Consider the following 17,005-nt stretch of genomic DNA (forward strand, 5'->3'; position numbering starts at 1 on the left):
GCTCGGGCCTGGAGGCCGCCTATGGCGCGCTCTCTGGGCCCGAACACGTCTCGTCCCAACGCACACAGGAGGCCCCAGAATGAGTAGTCTCGGAACGTGACGCGATTCATCATTGGCCGCACAGGACTCCTGGCCCTCGCCTGGCTCGTCGCGAGCGTGCTCATCTTCGCAACGTTGCGAATTCTTCCAGGCGACGTCGCCCAGGTCATCGGCGGCACCCAGGCGTCCCCAGCCCAGGTTGAGAACTTGCGCGAGCAGCTCGGTCTGAACCGCCCGCTGTTCACTCAGTACGTCGACTGGATCGGCGGCGTGCTGCGCTTCGACCTCGGGCATTCGGTTGTCACAGGGACTGAGATCTCGGCGGAGCTCGCCGAGAAAGCTGAGGTCACCATTCCGCTGACGATCATGTCTCTCGCGGTCGTGCTTCTCGTCGCGCTCCCCCTCGGTGTCTTTGCGGCGTACCGCAACTCGACGCCCCTCGGCCAGCTCGTGTCTGCATCGAGCGTGCTTGCGTCGGCGATCCCCGTCGTGTGGGCGGGACTCCTCGGCACGCTTGTCCTCTCCTCCTGGCTCGGCTGGCTTCCTTCTCAGGGGTTCCCGCTCGACGGCTGGGAGAGACCGCTCCAGGCGTTCAGATCGCTCGTGCTGCCTGCGCTCACAATTGGGCTCATTGAGGGTGCGATCCTCTTCAGACTTGTGCGCAGCGCAACGCTGCGCGCGCTTGACGCTGACCACGTACGCACCGCGATGTCGCAGGGAAACTCGCGCCTTCGCGCTCTCCTCACGCAGGGCCTTCCCGGGGTCGGGTTGTCGATCATCTCGATGCTTGGACTCCAGGCCGCGGCGCTGCTCGTCGGCGCCGTCGTTGTCGAGCAGTTGTTTAGCCTGCCGGGTCTTGGCACAATGCTTGTCTCGGATGTTGGCGAGCGTGATCTCCCGAAGGTCCAGTCAACACTCCTGGTACTCACCTCCGTGATTCTCGTCATGGGGGCTCTCGTCGACGTAGTGCACCGCATTATCGACCCCCGGCTCCGAGCGGAGGGTGAGGAATGAAGACCCTCCGAAAAGTCTTGCGAAGGCCCGTCGGCGTCTTCGCGGTTGTCGTACTCGCCCTCGTCGCGTGCGTGTCGATCGCTTACTATTTTTGGCTCCCTCAGGATCCAAACTACGCGACAGGAAATGTCTGGCTGCCGCCCTCGGCCGAGCACTGGCTCGGCACAGACGGCAGCGGCCGCGACATCGCGTCGCGCCTCCTCGCTGGCAGCCGCGTCTCGTTTGGGGTTGCGCTCGGAACTGGCGTGCTTGCGAGCGTCATCGGCTTTCTGCTCGCGCTCCTCGGCGGCCTCGGCAAGCGCCCAGTAAGGGAAGTCGTGGCCGTGGGTATCGACGTGCTCGTCGCTTTCCCAACGACGCTGCTCGCGATCATGCTCACTGCTGTCTTCGGCAGCGGCATCCCGATCGTCGTCGCCGCGCTCGGGATCGCGTTTGGCGTCTCCATGGGCCGCGTGCTGCGCGCCGAGTTTCGACAGGTGCAGGGCGCTGACTTCGTTGTCGCGGCTCAAGTTGCAGGGCTCTCTCGTACTCGGATCCTGTTTCGCCACCTCATTCCGAGCGTGCTTCCCATCTATATTGTGCAGGTCACCTGGACGATGGGGACCGCCGTGCTCGCCGAGGCGAGCCTGAGCTACCTCGGCTTCGGTGCTCCGAAAGACGTTCCATCATGGGGCGGCATGCTCGCCTCAACTCAGCGCTTCGTGTCGATCTACCCGGAGACGGTGGTCTGGCCAGGTCTCGCGATCACCGTGACAGTGCTCGCGTTCTTCCTGTTCGGCGACCAGCTCCGCGACGCTCTCGACATGCGTGACCCAGCCGACGAGACAGCGGAGGTGCCCAGGTGAGCGAACAGCACGATCAGCTTGAGACTGGCGCGACGGAACTCGTTGTCGAAGATCTCCGAGTAGCCATTGGCGGCACTGAGATCCTGCACGGGATCAGCTTCAGCCTCGAGGCTGGTGAACGCCTCGGGATCATAGGTGGGTCCGGTTCGGGCAAGACGATGACGGCGCTCGCGATCGCTGGCCTACTCCCCCGCGAGGCGATAGTGAGCGGCTCGGTGCGGGCGAACGGCCGAGAGCTGCTGGGGTTGTCGGACCGCGAGCTCGCTGCGGTCCGAGGTGACCGCATCGGAATGGTGTTCCAGGAACCGAAGACCGCTCTCAGCCCGTTTCGTCGGCTCGGCGTCCAGATGACCGAGGCACTCGCTCTCCACTACCATCTCGACCGCGGGGAGCGGCGGGAGGCGGCGCTCAGGCTCGCACGCCAGGTCGGGCTCCGCGATCCTGAACGCATCGTGCGGGCCTACCCACACGAGGTGTCGGGCGGTCAACGACAGCGCGCTGCGATCGCGGCTGCGATCTCGGCGTCTCCGGGTCTACTGCTGGCCGACGAGCCGACGACCGCGCTTGACGTGACAGTGCAGCGGGGAATCCTCGAGCTGTTCACCGAGATCACCGACCGTGACGAGTGCTCACTCGTCTGTATCACCCACGACATCGCCGTCGTGAACCAGGTTGCAGAGCGCGTGCTCGTCTTCGCCGACGGCGAGATCATCGAACAGGGCAGCGTGCGCGAGATTCTCGAGCGCCCGACCCACGCGGTCACGCGGGCGCTCATCGCGGCAGCGGGAGGGGAAACTGCATGAATGAGCAGACACCGCCCGCGGCGCAGTGGACGGGCAGCACCCCCTGGACGGGGCAGCTGAACCTTCCCGACGCGGCTGAACGCGCGCGCGAGGCCGGGCACCCGCTCGTCGAGCTCGCGAACGTGTCGAAGGAGTTTCGCACGCCCGCGCGGAAGCTGTTCGAGCGCGGTCAAGTCGTGCGCGCGCTCGACAGCGCCTCGCTCACAATCGAGCGCGGCGAGAGCGTCGCGATCGTCGGCGAATCGGGATCGGGTAAGACAACCCTCATCAGGCAGCTCCTCGGACTGAGCAAGCCGACCGCGGGAACCGTGAAGTTTGCGGGCCGGGAGGTCGACCCGACATCGGGCGACCTCGGCTGGCTGCGACGCCGCACAGGGCTCGTCTTCCAGGACCCGTACTCGTCGTTCAACCCGCGCCGCACAATCGAACAGTCCGTGGCGGAGTCCCTCGAGGGCGCAGGAATCCAGGGGGAGCACGGCGCAATGGTTCGCGCGGTACTCGAACGCGTCGGGCTGCCAGCGAGCGCCGCAACCCGCTACCCCGACGCCTTCTCAGGAGGGCAGCGTCAGCGTATCGCGGTCGCCCGTGCGATCGTGCACGGCCCGGAGCTACTCGTCGGCGACGAGCCGGTGAGCGCGCTAGACGTGCTCGTGCGGGCACGCGTCTTGGGGCTTCTTGCCGAGCTTCGGGCCGAGTTCGGGCTCACCCTCGTCACGATCACACACGACCTCGGCATCGTCCCGCAGCTCGCGGAGCGCACGATCGTGATGCAGGGTGGCAGGATCGTCGAGGACGGCCCTACCGCGGAGCTTCTTGCAGCCCCGACGCACCCGTACACCAGGGAACTCGTCGCATCGCGGCTGCAGCTTCCCGATACGACCTGGCGCGGCTAAGCCAACACCGCAGGAATCGGAGGATCAGATATGAGCATCGACACCGTACGCGCTGACCTACTCGCGCAGGGCTGGACAGGCGCCATCCTCGAGTTTGCCGAGTCGAGCGCCACAGTTGAGCTCGCCGCCAAGCAGGCAGGGACGGAGCCCGCCCGCATCGCGAAGACGCTCGCGTTTGCGAGCACGACCGACGTGCCTGGCGCAATCCTCGTCGTCGCCGCGGGCGACGCGAAGGTCAACGGCGGCATGTTCAAGCGTGAGTTTCGGGCAAAGCCGAGCATGCTGAAGTTCGACGACGTCGAACAGCTCACGGGCCACCCAGTTGGCGGCGTGTGCCCGTTTGCGAACCCCGACGACGCGCGCGTCTACCTCGACGAGTCACTCAGACGTTTCGCCACGGTATTTCCGGCAGCTGGCAGTGCAAACTCAGCCGTCGAGCTCACGATCGCGGAGCTCGAGGAGTTGAGCGACGCCCTCGGATGGGTCGACGTCTGCACAGGCTGGCGCGACGAAGCATAGGCTGAGTCCCTCGCCCGAACGGGCAGGGCCGCGAGCCCCGGCTAGACCGTGAGGCCGCGGAGAATCGCGTCGCGCAGGTCGGCCGGCGCGGCGCCGTCGCGCTCTTCCTCGCATGCGCGGCGAACCGCGGTGGTCAAGCGCGCGCAGACGCTCTCTTCATTCTGGCAGTCGGTACAGTGCTCGAGGTGCTCACGAATTGGGGCTGATTCCTCTGCGCACAGCTCACCGCGCAGCAACTCATAAATATTGGCTTTGGCTTTGTCGCACCCGCAGTCACTCATCGCGCGGCTCCCTTCTTGGTTGATGTCTGTGTTGCCGTGTCGGCTCTATCAAGTCCAACGCCCTGTTCCCTGGCGTATTCCCCGAGGACCTGCCTGAGCTTTGCCCGCCCACGGTGCAGTCGGCTCATGACCGTGCCGATCGGCACGCCCTGAATGTCGGCGATCTCTTGATAGCTGAACCCCTCAACGTCTGCGAGGTAGACGGCCATCCGAAAGTCTTCGGCGAGATCATTGAGGGCGGTCGTGACGACCGAATCCGGGGTGCGGTCGATTGCCTCCGCCTCAGCAGACTGCGACGCCATGGCCGTTGTTGATTCGGCTCCACCGAGCTGCCAGTCTTCCAACTCCTCCACGGCGCCGAGGAACGGCTGGCGCTGCTTCTTGCGGTACGTGTTGATGTAGCTGTTCGTCATGATGCGGTACAACCACGCTTTGAGGTTCGTACCCTGCTCGAACGAGGAGAACGCTTGGAATGCCTTCAAGAAGGTCTCCTGCACGAGGTCCTGAGCGTCCTGCTGGTTTCGCGTCATCTTCATCGCGGCGCCAAAGAGTTGGTCAAGGAGCGGCAACGCCTCTTCGGCGAAGCGGGCCTGAAGGTCGCCGCTCGCCGCCTGCTCATTGCTATTCACACACCCAGCCTACCGGGGAGTGGCGCCGCCGGCCTGGGGACGTGCCGGGGTCGGGGAGGTCATCGGCGCCCGGCCCTGGCTATTCCGGTGCGATCTCGACGGTCCACCCGCCGTCAACGAAGGGCGCGAGCTGAGCATCGGTTGCGCGCGAGTCGGTGATGACGCCACAGCCTGCGGCAACCGGGGCCCAGTATGAGAACGGTGCCTCCCGCTCAAGCTTGCTTGAGTCGACGAGCACCCACGTGCGCTTCGAGTTGTCAGACATGAGCTGCTTCACGAGAGCTTGGTCCATCTCAGGGCAGTTGAGCCCACGCGTCGGGTGCAGGGCTTCGGCCCCAAGGAAACCGACGTCCACGGTGAGGTGCTGGAGCATCTGCAGCGTCGCCGCTCCGATGATTGACTCGCTCGGGCGGCGCAGCCTACCGCCGAGCACAGTGACGTCCGCATCTGAATCGGCGAGCGCGAGCAGCGAGCTTAGCCCGTTCGTCACCAGCTGGGTGTCTGGCCGGGTGCCCAGGATGGCGGCCGCCTCTGCGACAGTCGTTCCCGAGTCGAGGAGCACGGTCATGCCGCGCGAGACCTTCGTCGCGGCGTATCGCGCGATCTCCTGCTTCCGGTCCTGGTGTTCGGTCGATTTCACCTGCCAGGACCGGTCGAGCCGCCCGGCTCCCATGGCCCCGCCGTAGGTGCGCGCGAGCTTCCCGTCGGCTTCAAGGTGAGCGAGATCGCGCCGCACCGTTGATACCGAGACGTCGAGCTCATCGGCGAGGGCGTGCACGTTCTCGCTGCCCGAGCCAGCTTCAACGAGCTCAACGAGGCGCTCGCGCCGCCGTTTTGTGTGCTGGTACTCTCCGCGGAGCGCGGGCGTCTCCCCCATGTTCGATGGCCTCTCTCTCGCGTGCGGCGCTGCATGGCTGCAATCGCCGCCAGCCTATCTGCTCGTACAGGGTGCCGCCGCGCTCCGCGCCTGGCAACTATCGGTTGAAGTCCTCGCGGATGCGGCCAGCGAACGGAGCAAACTCCGCGCCCGAAAGGTAGGCGGAGATCATCGTGCCGGGGTCAGCGATTGCCTTGCCTGCGATGTCGAATGCGGTGCCGTGGTCGACGGACGTGCGGAGGATCGGGAGGCCCACCGTCACCGAGATCGTCCCATTGAAGTCGATCGTCTTCGCCGGAATGTGTCCCTGGTCGTGGTACTGGGAGAGCACCGCGTCGTAGCGGTCCGTGAACAGCTGGTGGAAGACCGAGTCCGCTGGGATCGGCCCGACGACGTTGTGCCCGCGCTCCTGCATCTCGGCGACGGCCGGGCGAATGAAGTCGATCTCCTCCGTGCCGAACTTGCCGTTCTCGCCGCCGTGCGGGTTGATGGCTGCGACCGCGAGGCGGGGCTCGTCGGTGCCGTAGACCTTGAGCGCGCGCAGCGCCTCGTCGATCGCGTCCACCTCAAGTTCCGTGCTGATCCGCTCAAGCGCGCCGCGCAGCGACACGTGGCGAGTGGCGAAGAAGATCTTCTTACCGCGCGCGACGAACATCGTGTTCGAGCGCGAGGAACCGGTGAGCTCGGCGAGCATCTCGGTGTGGCCGAGGTGCTCGCTTCCGGCGGCCCAGATGGCCTCCTTGTTGATGGGCGCGGTGACGATGCCCGCGACCTTGCCGTCGAGGGCAGCCTGGGTTGCCACCTCGATGGCGCGCACCGCGGAGGCGCCGGCGCGGGCCGAGATCTCACCCCAGACAACTGGCTCGTCACCGAGCACGCCGATGTCGAACACGTCGATCACCCCGGCTTCCTCGGCTGGGAGATCGTCCCACGACGCAACTGTGCGCACCGTCGCGTCGAGCCCGAGCACGGTGAGGGCTGCGGTCGCCGAGACAGGGTCGCCGACGATGACAGCGCGCGCCGGGCCCGCGGGGCCGGCGGCGTTGAGCACCGCCTGGACGGCGATCTCGGGGCCGATACCTGCAGGGTCACCGAGGGTGAGTGCGAGTGTGTGACGGGTCATGATTCCTCCAGATGGATGTTGGTGAAGTGTGCAGGGCGTGCTGCGCGCGTGGCGCTAGCGATCCGCCCGCGCAAAGGTGCGTTCCGCGAGGGTGCGGAGCTGGTTCATACAGGCCTCGGCCGTGACCTCGGTACCGATGAGGCCGCCCTTGGTGACGACGGCGACCCCGTCGAGCGTGCCGCCGATCGCGGTGCCGTAGACAGCGAGCGGGATGACCTCGCCGATGACCTCGAACGCGCGAATCCCCGCGGCATCGAGGATCGCCGCGGTAATGTCGCCGCCACTGCTGTAGACGCCGGCGACGGGCGCCGTTTCAAGGGCGCGAAGCATCACAGCCGCGAGCAGCCCGGGCAACCGCTCCCGTCCAGCTGGCGACAGGTGACCGCCGATCGCTGGAGGCTGCACGCGCATGAGAATCTGCTCGGGAAACGCGCTCGCCTCAATGAGCTGCCGCAGCTCGCCCGCGAGCTGGTCGACGGGATCGACCGCGCCCGACTGGCCCTCGCGTTCTCCCGCGAGCCGCAGTGAGTCCACCTCGAGCACGCGAACGAGTTCGCTCTGTGCGAGGTACTCCGCCTGCGTGATCGAGAGGTCGGTGACACTTCCGATGACGGCGAGCAGTGGCGGCTCGTCCGCCCGCTCGGGCGTACCGAGTTCGAGCGCTCGTGCGAGAAATGCGCCTGCGGGGCCGGGGTCAACCGTCACCCAGCGGACCCCGTGTTCCCGAGTCGCCTGCGCAGCGGCTGCGGCGATGAGTTGGATGTGCCCGTCGTCGAGCGCGTCGCAGATAACGAGATCCTCGTCGCCCGCGACAAGCGACTCCGTGAGCGCCGCCCCAAGGACGGTGCGCAGGGACACGTGCCGCGAGCTCAGCGGTCGCTGCGCGGAAAGGATGTCCGCGACGATCGAGGTCGTCATCGGATTGTGCACGTCGTACCGCAGTTCGGTCTGCTCGAGCGGACGCCCGTCGAGCAGTTGCACGCCGTCAACCGTCGTCCGCCCGGATGTCGGATAAGCGGGCACGACGAGCGCACGCACACGCTCCCCCGGATGCGCTGCACGCACTGCGTCGAGCACCGCGGCGACTTCCGCCGAGACGTTCCCGCGCAGGGTCGTGTCGGTGCGCTTGACCACGAACTCCGCGCCCGGGATCGCCTCGACGGCGGAGCGCACCCTGGCTGCCGCGTCGGCAGCGGGCACATGCCGGCTGTCGGTAGTCACGATGAGCGCGTCGAACCCGGGGATGGGCCCGTCGAGCGCCTTCGACGTCACCGTTGCCGACCGGAGGCCGGCGCGGGCGAAGCGCGCTCCAGACGCGTTCGCGCCGGTGAGGTCGTCCGCGATCACGAGAACGGGATTCGAAGTAGTCAAAGGGTGCCCTTCTGCGAAGCCGGTGAAAATCAGTCCGAGGCCGGGGCTAGCCGACGATAGCCCACAGGATGAACAGCAGCGGGATGGTGGCGACCCAGATGGTGGTGGTCATCCCGCTCCAGGCCTTCATCGCCTTCGTGCCTGAAAGACCCGCGAACTTCGTCACGACCCAGAAGAACGAGTCGTTGAAGTGCGAGAACAGGAACGCGCCGCAAGCCGCTGCCATTGCTGCAAGCACGGGGTTGAGGGTACCCGCCTCGACGAGGGGAACTGCGAGCGTCGCGGCGGTAATCATCGCCACGGTGCCAGAGCCTTGCGCAACGCGGAGCACACTGGCAACGAGGAACGGGATGAGAAACAGCGGAAGCGGGAGCATACCGACACCGTCAGCGAGGTTGCTGCCGACGCCAGACTCGGTGAGCACATTCGCGAACGCGCCGCCCGCACCGGTGATGAAGATGATGAGACCGCCGGAGGCCGCTGCCTCGCTCAGCCAGCCGACGACTTCCTTGCGCTCGGTGCCGCGCTGCGGCAGCGTGTATGCGCCGAGCACGAGGCCGATGAGCAGGGCAATCGCGGGAGCACCGATGAAGCTCGTCACGGCCTCGAGCGAGGTCCCGGGGAAGAGCGCTTTTGAGGCCGTGTTCGACACGATGAGGAGGATCGGCACGACGATTGGCAGCGCCGCCCGGAACGCGCCAATAACTGGGCGCGTGTTTGCCTCTTCGTCCTCAAGTGCGAACATGCTCGGGTCGCGGAAGGGCTCGAGCTTGTTGCCCATGATCCGGGCGAACAGCAGCACGACCGGGATGAGCACAATGATGAACGGAATGCCGACGAGGAACATCACGCCGAGGTCGACGCCGAGCAGACCAGCGACCGCGAGCGGGCCGGGCGTTGGCGGGACCAGGGTGTGGCTCAGCACGAGACCGCCCGCGAGCGCCAGCGACAGCACCACGACGCCCTGCTGTGTTCGGCGAGCGAGCGAACGCGCGAGCGGGTGCAGCATCACGTAGCCGCTGTCGCAGAACACGGGGATCGAGACGACCGAACCCGTCATCGTCATGGCGAGGGCTTCGCGCCCCTTGCCGAAGAGCTTGACGAAAGCGCGTGCGAGCGCGTCGGCCGCGCCCGTCACCTCCATTAGCTTGCCGAGCGCGACGCCGAGACCGATGACAATGCCGATGCTTGCGAGCGTGTTTCCAAAGCCTGCAGTCATCAATCCGACGAGCTCGACGGGCGCGACGCCTGCGACCAGGCCGGTGACGATCGCGCCGATGAGCAGCGCGGGGAACGCGTCGAGGCGGGTCTTCAGAATGATGAGAATGATCGCAGCCACGCCAACGATGAGCGCGGCAAGCAGTTGTAGGTCCACATCGACCTCCTTAAAGTAATTGAAACACGCAGATATGGCGCAGGAAATGCGCGCTTCGACCACCTTAGGGGGAACTTTACCCGAGGTCAATTGCGCGCCCCGCGCAGTTTTGCCTCGCCTCGCGCAGGTTGGTCCACATTTGCTCAGGCGCGGCGGCCATCCGCGCCTCCCCGTTCACGATGCCTCCAGCCTCTCACGCGTGTGTGCCGCGCCGAACACTCCCGCCCGGCGCAGCGAAGCCAGGTAAGCTCTGAACTGATGCTGGCTGCAAAGATGAACCGTGGAAACGATGACAACGGCGACCGTTCCGGCGATGTGCCCGACGAGGTTGCCGAACATTGGGCTGCCCCGACGGTGCCGCTCGTCACCCCGGAGGGTAACCCCGGCACCGAATTGGACGCCGCGCGCGAACCACTCAACGCCTATGTGCCGCTGCCCGGGTCGAAGTCGCTGACGGGCCGCGAGCTCATCCTCGCCGCCCTCGCCGACGGCCCCGAAACGCTCCGGGTGCCGCTGCACTCGCGAGACACTGATCTCATGGTGGAGGCGCTGCGCCTCCTCGGCACCGAGATCACGCCACTCCCAGGCAAGAACCCATACGGCCCCGACCTCCGCGTCACCCCAGCAGAGCAACTCACCGGCTCGACGAGTATCGACTGCGGCCTCGCCGGAACAGTCATGCGGTTCGTGCCAGCAGTCGCCGCGCTCTCGCTCGGGCCCGTAGCGTTCGACGGCGACCCTTACGCGCGGAAGCGGCCGATGCGTCCGGTGCTCGACGCACTGCGCGCGCTCGGAGCCGACATTTCCGATGACGGCCGCGGTGCGCTGCCATTCACGGTGCACGGCATGGGCAGCCTGCGGGGCGGCCGGGTTGAGGTCGACGCGTCGCTGTCGAGCCAGTTCGTCTCCGCCCTACTCCTCTCAGCGCCCCGCTTTGAGCAGGGCGTACATGTCATCCACACTGGCGACAGGCTTCCGAGCGTGCCGCACATCGAGATGACGCTGGAAGCGCTCCGAGCTCGCGGCGTGGAGGCAGACTCCCCCGCGACAGGCGAATGGCGGGTTGCTCCCGGCCCCATTCAGGCGCGCGAGATCACTATCGAACCCGACCTCTCGAACGCTGCGCCCTTCCTTGCCGCGGCGCTCGCTGTCGGGGGAACGGTTTCGATCCCCCACTGGCCAGCAGAGACTACCCAGGTCGGCGACCAGTTGCGCGAACTCCTCCCCGAGTTTGGTGGCACCGTCACCCTCGAACACGGCATGCTCACGGTGACAGGGACCGGGAAGCTGCGCGGCGTGAACATACATATGCCCGACGCGGGTGAGCTCTCGCCCACGCTCGTCGGTCTCGCCGCGCTTGCCGCGCTTCCAAGGCCAGACGGAACGCCCGGCGAGCCGAGCACGATCACCGGCATCGGCCATACCCGGCATCACGAGACTGACCGTATCGCGGCCCTGGTAGCCGAGATCAATCGCCTCGGCGGCAATGCTGAGGAGCTTCCAGACGGAATCGCAATCCACCCGGCCGAGATGCACGGGGGGCTCTGGCGGGCCTACGCCGATCACCGGATTGCGACGACAGGTGCGCTCATCGGGCTGCTGGTCTCTGGGGTCGAAATCGACGACATCGCGAGCACCTCGAAAACGCTCCCCCAGTTCCCTGAGCTCTGGCGCGGTATCGTGCCCGGCGCCGAGGCCGCCGAGCACGACGGGCTCAGCCTCGGGCTCGACACCGCTTCGGAGGGCGCCGCTCACGGCGCCGAGATCGCTGGCTCGCTCAGCCGCTTCGCCCGCGGATTCCTCGAAGGGATCTGAGCACGTGAGCTGGTTCACCGTTGACGACGAGGACGACGCCCCTTACGGCGAGTACGCCGACCATGAGGTGCGGACGAGGCCGAACCCAAAGGCGAACCGTCCGCGCACCAAGCGCCGCCCCGAACACGCCGACGCGGTCATCGGCATGATCACCGCTGTCGACCGCGGCCGCTACACCGCGCTCGTGCCCGCAACTCCCTCCGTGAAGGGCGGGCCCAAGGCCGCGCCGGAACGTGTCGTCGTCGCCGCGCGTGCCCGCGAGCTCCGCAAGACAGCGATCGTGATCGGCGACCGCGTGCAGCTCGTCGGCGACGTTTCGGGAGCCGAGGGCAGCCTCTCGCGCATCGTCGCCGTCGAGGATCGCACAACGATGCTGAGGCGAAGCGCTGACGACAGCGACCGTGTCGAGCGCATCATGGTCGCGAATGCCGAGCAAATGCTCATTGTCGTCGCCGCCGCAAACCCAGAGCCGAGAGTCAGGCTCGTCGACAGATACCTTGTTGCCGCATACGATGCAGGCATTCAGCCACTCATCTGTCTCACCAAGATCGACCTCGCAGACCCCGAGCCCTTCCTCGAGAACTTCGCGGCCCTCGAAGTGCCGATCTTCCGCTCAGCGCCCGGCGCATGGGAGGACGACTCTCCCGCTGGCGTGCTGTCGCAGATCCGGGAGACGCTTGCGGGTAAGACCACCGTGTTCGTCGGCCACTCGGGTGTCGGCAAGTCAACGCTCATCAACGCGCTCGTGCCCGAGGCTGAGCGCGCGACCGGGCACGTCAACGAGGTCACCGGCCGCGGCCGCCACACCTCGTCGTCATCGGTCGCGCTGCGTGCGGCAACCCCCGGAGCAGCAGCCGGCGAATCGGGCTGGGTGATCGACACCCCCGGGGTCCGCTCGTTCGGGCTCGGACACGTCACGAGCGACGGGATACTGCGAGGCTTCACCGACCTCGTGCCCCTCCTCGACGCGTGCCCGCGGGGTTGCTCCCATACTGAGGGGGCGCCCGACTGCGAGCTCGACCTGGCTATCGCCGACGGCCGGTTAGACGCGCTCGGCGCGCGCCGCGTCGAATCGCTCCGCCGCCTCCTGAAGTAGGAGCCCAGCACCGCGCGACCATACACTGGGGACATGTCAGAGCAGCCGCAGCAGTCCCCTCGGTTCGAACCACCTCAGCATGGCGCGCCCGCGCCTCCTGTCGTCGTGCCGAAGCCGCTCCCCGACCTCGCGCGCGGCTACCTCTCGCTCGTCTCGCTGACCCGCCCATTATTCACCATCGTGTTTCCGTGTGTCGCACTGATCCTGATCGGCGCATACGGGATCGGCGTCGCCGCCCTCACAGGCGTCGCGGGCCCCTCACTCATGCTCGCCGTCATCGGCTGGCTCTGCATGATCGCGAGCGTCGTCACGAGCGGGGTCACAGTGCGTGGGATGGTACGGCACTTCCCGGGGGCGGGGAGCTCCGTCGGCGCCCTGCTCTGGTTCGGGCTTGTACTCCCAAGCATCGGGTTCTTGCTCATCCTTGTCGCACCGGTCGTCGCCCCGTTTACGGCGACGGGCGGACTCACGAACGGGCTGCCCATGCTCGGCCTCTTCATTGTCGGAGTGCTGCTCGTTCCTGCTGCAGGCCTCGGTCAGGCGCTGAGTGTGCGCCGACTCGAGCTTGGCTACGGGCAGCAGGGCGTGACGGCGCTCTGGGCGCTGCAACAGGGACAGCTCGCGGAAGAACACAGGTACCTCGCAGGGTTCGCGGTGCCGCGTCAGTACGCGCCGCCAGCGCAGGGATTCCCCACTGCACAGGGTGCCGCACCGGGCTTCCACGCGCCGCAGGGGCCGCCTCCCGGGCAGGGTCCCGGTCAGTAGCCAGCACTCGCGACACCTGCCGCCGCTAGGCTTGAGCGTATGACTGAACGTGTGATTCTTGAGCCAGGTATGCCCGCCCCCGACTTCGCGCTGCTCGACCAAGAGGGCATTGAACGGGCCCTCAGCGACTTCCGCGGCTCGAAGCTCGTCATCTTCTTCTACCCGCAGGCGATGACGCCCGCTTGCACGACCGAGGCGTGCGAGTTCCAGGAGTCGACCGCTGCCCTCGAGGCAGCCGGTTACCGTGTCATCGGGATCTCGCGCGACGCGGTCGACAAACTCAGGCGCTTCGCCGACCGTGACGGGCTCGACTATCCCCTCCTCAGCGATCCCGATACCGCAGTGCATCGCGCGTACGGCACGTTTGGCGAGAAGAACAGTTACGGTCGCATCGTCGAGGGAGTCATCCGCTCGACGTTCATTCTCGACGAGCAGGGCGTCATCGAGCGCGCGCTCTACAACATCAAGGCAACCGGACACGTCGCCCGAATCCTCAAAATGGTCGACGCCTAGCCAGCCGCCCCGCACGTTACACGCCGCAGCGTACGCCGGATTCTACCGGCCGCTGCGGCGTTCGTCGTCCAGCTGGGCGCCGCGGCACCAGTCAGACATCTCTCGTTCACGCGGCGCGGCGTCAATGCCGCCTTCAGCGGCCGCTACGGGTCGTCGCTCTGCCCGTCGGTGGGCTCGAGGCCCGACCCCCGTTGGCCGGAGCGATCAGCCCGCCTGCGGCGCCGGCTCCGCGGGCTTCCCGATCACGATCGCCGAGGCGAATCCGATGACGGCGAGGCCCAACAGCAGCGCGCCAATCGCTGGGGTACCGAGAATGCCCTGAAACACACCGAGCGCTGCGGCGAACATGAGCACGTGAATCGTCACCGCCGACCCGCGCACCCAACTTCCCTGTCGCCGCATAGCCCCGACGAGAGTCGCTGCGACCCACACGCACGCAAGGATCATGCTCACTAGCAGGCTGATCCACAGCGGCATCAGCGCAGCCTGATCTGGCCCCGCTGCCGGAAACGTCGGAACCATCGTGATGACGAGAACGAGCCCCAGCACCAATTCGATGGCAAGCACCGCAGTAAGCGCGAGCCAAGCGGAACGTGAGCGCATATTCGTCACCATACCTATTCGTTTCCTGAAACTACGGCAAAAAGCCTATTGTCTTTCGTTCAATTCCGTGGAACCATATATTCATCAGAGTTTCGCGCACGCCGGTGTGAGCATTCTCAGTCACGTTGACAAAAGGCAACGCGCGATCTCTCTTAGGCTACCTGGCCTTTGCTGATTAGCGCGTGTACAGATTGAGCATCGCACGTGCGACGCAGAGGAGGTAAGTATGGATTGGCGTGAACAGGCTGCGTGTCTGACCGTAGATCCCGAGCTGTTCTTTCCGGTTGGCAACACCGGCCCGGCAGTGGATCAGATTGAGCGAGCGAAGGCCGTCTGCGCCCGCTGCCCAGTGACGGAAATGTGCCTCCAGTACGCAATGGACACCGGCCAGGATTCAGGCGTTTGGGGTGGCCTCAGCGAAGACGAGCGTCGCGCCCTCAAGCGTCGCGCAGCACGCGCACGTCGCGCCTCCTAACGCGCCAGAGCCGCTGACGCGGCCGCAACGAGTCCCGGCACCCGACAGGGTGCCGGGACTCGTTGCGTTGTGGGGTCAACGGGGCGATGTTGCCCAAACTGGGGGTAGGCCCCGGGGCGCCCCACCCCGGGGCCCCCCCCCCGCCCCCGGCCCCCCCCCCCCCCCCCCCCCCCCGCGCCCCCGCCCCCCCCGCCCCCCGCCCCCCGCCGGGGCCCCGGGACTCGTTGCGTTGTGGGGTCAACGGGGCTATGTTGCACAACGTGTGGATAGGCCCGGGCGCGCTCAGGCCTTCCCGCCCACCCGGTACAGAGCCAGAGCCCCTCAATAGCGTCGAGACCCGTGTCGTACAACACAGGCCCCGGGTCGGGTTCCCTGGAACGGGGACGCCGCCGAGGGGTGTCGGTGTTCTCATCCACAGGTTTCACGACAGAGCCCGAGCGCCGCGCACGCCGCAGAATACGACTGTGGGCTGCGCCCGGCCTCAGCCGCGCGCAGCCCACAGCTGCGTGTCCGTCGTTCGCTGCCCGTAGCGGGCAGCAGGTCGTTAGTCCGTGCCTGAGTCGAACGCTGCGGCGAGGCCCAGCTCGTCGCCGTTCTCGTCGATGCCGCCGACGGCTGTTGCGATCTCGTCAGCGCCGCCCTGCTCAAGCTTGCCGACGAGCTCAGCGGTCGCGCCGCCCACAAGCCCCATGGCCGCGTACTGCTCGAGGCGCTGACGCGAGTCAGCGATGTCAAGGTTGCGCATGGTGAGCTGGCCGATACGATCCTCAGGACCGAATGCGGCGCCAACGGTGCGCTCCATCGAGAGCTTCTCGGGGTGGTAGCTGAGGTTCGGGCCCTCGGTGTTCAAGATCGTGTAGTCGTCGCCACGGCGGAGGCGAAGTGTGACCTCGCCGGTGACCGCCGAGCCAACCCAGCGCTGCAGCGCCTCACGAAGCATGAGCGACTCGGGGTCGAGCCAGCGCCCCTCGTACATCAGGCGTCCGAGCTTGCGGCCGTCGTTGTGGTACGAGGCGAGCGTGTTCTCGTTGTGGATCGCGTTCACCAGGCGCTCGTAGGTGATGTGCAGGAGCGCCATGCCAGGAGCCTCGTAGATGCCACGCGACTTCGCCTCGATGATGCGGTTCTCGATCTGGTCGGAGATTCCGAGGCCGTGACGGCCACCGATTGCGTTGGCCTCGTACACGAGCGCTACCGGGTCGTCGTATTCGACGCCGTTGATCGCGACAGGGCGGCCTGCCTCGAAGCGCACCGAGACCTCCTCGGTGACGACCTCGACATCTTCACGCCAGGCTGCGACACCCATGATCGGCGTGACGATGTCGAGCCCATTGTCAAGGAACTCGAGGTGCTTCGCCTCGTGGCTTGCGCCCCAGATGTTCGCGTCAGTCGAGTATGCCTTCTCAGCCGAGTCACGGTACGGGTAGCCGTGCGCGACGAGCCACTCGCTCATCTCGTGTCGGCCGCCGAGCTCTTCAACGAACTGGCTGTCGAGCCACGGCTTGTAAATCCGAAGCGACGGGTTCGCCATGAGACCGTAGCGGTAGAACCGCTCGATGTCGTTGCCCTTGTAGGTCGAGCCGTCGCCCCAGATGTCGACGCCGTCTTCCTTCATCGCGCGAACAAGCAGCGTGCCAGTCACGGCGCGGCCGACGGGAGTCGTGTTGAAGTAGGTCTTGCCGCCCGAGCGCACGTTGAACGCGCCGGTCTGCAGCGCCACGAAGCCCTCCTCAACGAGTGCACGCTTCGCGTCGACATGGCGGGCGATCTCTGCGCCGTACTCCTTGGCGCGAGCCGCGACACCGTCGAGGTCGGGCTCATCGTACTGGCCGATGTCTGCGGTGTAGGTGCAGGGAACCGCACCGTTTTCGCGCATCCATGCAACGGCGCATGAGGTGTCGAGACCACCGGAGAAAGCGATGCCGACGCGCTCGCCTACAGGAAGAGAAGAAAGAACTTTGGACATGCT

General features: G+C 66.6%; 18 protein-coding genes. 10 read left to right on the forward strand and 8 right to left on the reverse strand.

All coding sequences use genetic code 11. From position 1 onward, the window contains the following. The first annotated feature begins 96 nt into the window (after positions 1-96). The 5 genes from ACF07D_RS00730 to ACF07D_RS00750 are packed head-to-tail and all read left to right on the forward strand — an operon-like array spanning position 97 to position 4,113. Positions 97-1,053, forward strand: a complete 957-nt coding sequence (locus ACF07D_RS00730; RefSeq protein WP_391503532.1) for an ABC transporter permease — start codon at positions 97-99, stop codon at positions 1,051-1,053. Continuing rightward, positions 1,050-1,898: an ABC transporter permease gene (locus tag ACF07D_RS00735; protein ID WP_391503533.1), complete on the forward strand. Its 849-nt coding sequence runs from the start codon at positions 1,050-1,052 to the stop codon at positions 1,896-1,898. Before ACF07D_RS00730 ends, ACF07D_RS00735 begins: the two co-directional genes overlap by 4 nt. Beyond that, a complete protein-coding gene (locus ACF07D_RS00740) occupies positions 1,895-2,701 on the forward strand; it encodes an ATP-binding cassette domain-containing protein (RefSeq protein WP_391503534.1) in 807 nt (268 codons plus the stop codon). Before ACF07D_RS00735 ends, ACF07D_RS00740 begins: the two co-directional genes overlap by 4 nt. Beyond that, positions 2,698-3,594, forward strand: a complete 897-nt coding sequence (locus ACF07D_RS00745) for an ABC transporter ATP-binding protein (protein WP_391503535.1) — start codon at positions 2,698-2,700, stop codon at positions 3,592-3,594. The genes ACF07D_RS00740 and ACF07D_RS00745 overlap by 4 nt, the downstream gene beginning before the upstream one ends. Positions 3,595-3,624: 30 nt before the next feature. Beyond that, positions 3,625-4,113 (forward strand): YbaK/EbsC family protein, encoded by a 489-nt coding sequence (locus ACF07D_RS00750; protein WP_391503536.1) that lies wholly within the window; start codon positions 3,625-3,627, stop codon positions 4,111-4,113. Between the two features lie 41 nt (positions 4,114-4,154). On the opposite strand, the gene ACF07D_RS00755 is transcribed toward ACF07D_RS00750, so the two are convergent. From ACF07D_RS00755 to ACF07D_RS00780, 6 genes are all read right to left on the reverse strand, one after another. Next, complete coding sequence (locus ACF07D_RS00755) at positions 4,155-4,394, reverse strand: anti-sigma factor (protein ID WP_121077329.1); 240 nt, start codon at positions 4,392-4,394, stop codon at positions 4,155-4,157. After that, a complete protein-coding gene (locus tag ACF07D_RS00760) occupies positions 4,391-5,023 on the reverse strand; it encodes a sigma-70 family RNA polymerase sigma factor (protein ID WP_255809452.1) in 633 nt (210 codons plus the stop codon). Before ACF07D_RS00760 ends, ACF07D_RS00755 begins: the two co-directional genes overlap by 4 nt. 79 nt (positions 5,024-5,102) lie before the next feature. Beyond that, positions 5,103-5,900, reverse strand: coding sequence for a DeoR/GlpR family DNA-binding transcription regulator (locus ACF07D_RS00765; protein ID WP_391503537.1), 798 nt, complete (start codon positions 5,898-5,900; stop codon positions 5,103-5,105). A gap of 97 nt (positions 5,901-5,997) precedes the next feature. Beyond that, the gene (gene pdxA / locus ACF07D_RS00770; protein WP_119282911.1) at positions 5,998-7,023 is read right to left on the reverse strand and encodes a 4-hydroxythreonine-4-phosphate dehydrogenase PdxA; all 1,026 of its coding nucleotides are present in this window, start codon (positions 7,021-7,023) and stop codon (positions 5,998-6,000) included. 54 nt (positions 7,024-7,077) lie between these two features. Then, positions 7,078-8,394, reverse strand: coding sequence for a four-carbon acid sugar kinase family protein (locus ACF07D_RS00775; protein WP_391503538.1), 1,317 nt, complete (start codon positions 8,392-8,394; stop codon positions 7,078-7,080). Between the two features lie 46 nt (positions 8,395-8,440). Continuing rightward, positions 8,441-9,769, reverse strand: coding sequence for a GntP family permease (locus ACF07D_RS00780; RefSeq protein ID WP_119282909.1), 1,329 nt, complete (start codon positions 9,767-9,769; stop codon positions 8,441-8,443). 258 nt (positions 9,770-10,027) lie between these two features. Here ACF07D_RS00780 and aroA point away from each other — a divergent pair, with 258 nt between their 5' ends. From aroA to bcp, 4 genes are read left to right on the forward strand one after another with little or no spacing between them, the layout of a single operon-like run. Then, positions 10,028-11,584 carry a 3-phosphoshikimate 1-carboxyvinyltransferase gene (aroA, locus tag ACF07D_RS00785; protein ID WP_391503539.1) on the forward strand — a complete coding sequence of 519 codons (1,557 nt, stop codon included), beginning with the start codon at positions 10,028-10,030 and terminating at the stop codon, positions 11,582-11,584. 4 nt (positions 11,585-11,588) lie between these two features. Continuing rightward, the gene (gene rsgA, locus ACF07D_RS00790) at positions 11,589-12,680 is read left to right on the forward strand and encodes a ribosome small subunit-dependent GTPase A (RefSeq protein WP_255809448.1); all 1,092 of its coding nucleotides are present in this window, start codon (positions 11,589-11,591) and stop codon (positions 12,678-12,680) included. A 33-nt stretch (positions 12,681-12,713) separates the two neighbouring features. Further along, positions 12,714-13,445 carry a hypothetical protein gene (locus ACF07D_RS00795; protein WP_391503540.1) on the forward strand — a complete coding sequence of 244 codons (732 nt, stop codon included), beginning with the start codon at positions 12,714-12,716 and terminating at the stop codon, positions 13,443-13,445. A 39-nt stretch (positions 13,446-13,484) separates the two neighbouring features. Then, positions 13,485-13,958, forward strand: a complete 474-nt coding sequence (gene bcp, locus ACF07D_RS00800) for a thioredoxin-dependent thiol peroxidase (RefSeq protein WP_391503541.1) — start codon at positions 13,485-13,487, stop codon at positions 13,956-13,958. Positions 13,959-14,162: 204 nt separating this feature from the next. Here bcp and ACF07D_RS00805 read toward each other — a convergent pair whose 3' ends face one another. Then, positions 14,163-14,561 carry a hypothetical protein gene (locus ACF07D_RS00805; RefSeq protein WP_391503542.1) on the reverse strand — a complete coding sequence of 133 codons (399 nt, stop codon included), beginning with the start codon at positions 14,559-14,561 and terminating at the stop codon, positions 14,163-14,165. 226 nt (positions 14,562-14,787) lie between these two features. Here ACF07D_RS00805 and ACF07D_RS00810 point away from each other — a divergent pair, with 226 nt between their 5' ends. Then, the gene (locus ACF07D_RS00810) at positions 14,788-15,036 is read left to right on the forward strand and encodes a WhiB family transcriptional regulator (protein ID WP_042543325.1); all 249 of its coding nucleotides are present in this window, start codon (positions 14,788-14,790) and stop codon (positions 15,034-15,036) included. A gap of 544 nt (positions 15,037-15,580) precedes the next feature. On the opposite strand, the gene argG is transcribed toward ACF07D_RS00810, so the two are convergent. Beyond that, complete coding sequence (gene argG, locus ACF07D_RS00815) at positions 15,581-17,002, reverse strand: argininosuccinate synthase (RefSeq protein WP_119282903.1); 1,422 nt, start codon at positions 17,000-17,002, stop codon at positions 15,581-15,583. Positions 17,003-17,005: the final 3 nt, after the last annotated feature.

Source organism: Leucobacter sp. NPDC015123 (assembly GCF_043080205.1).
Lineage (GTDB): Bacteria > Actinomycetota > Actinomycetes > Actinomycetales > Microbacteriaceae > Leucobacter > Leucobacter aridicollis_A.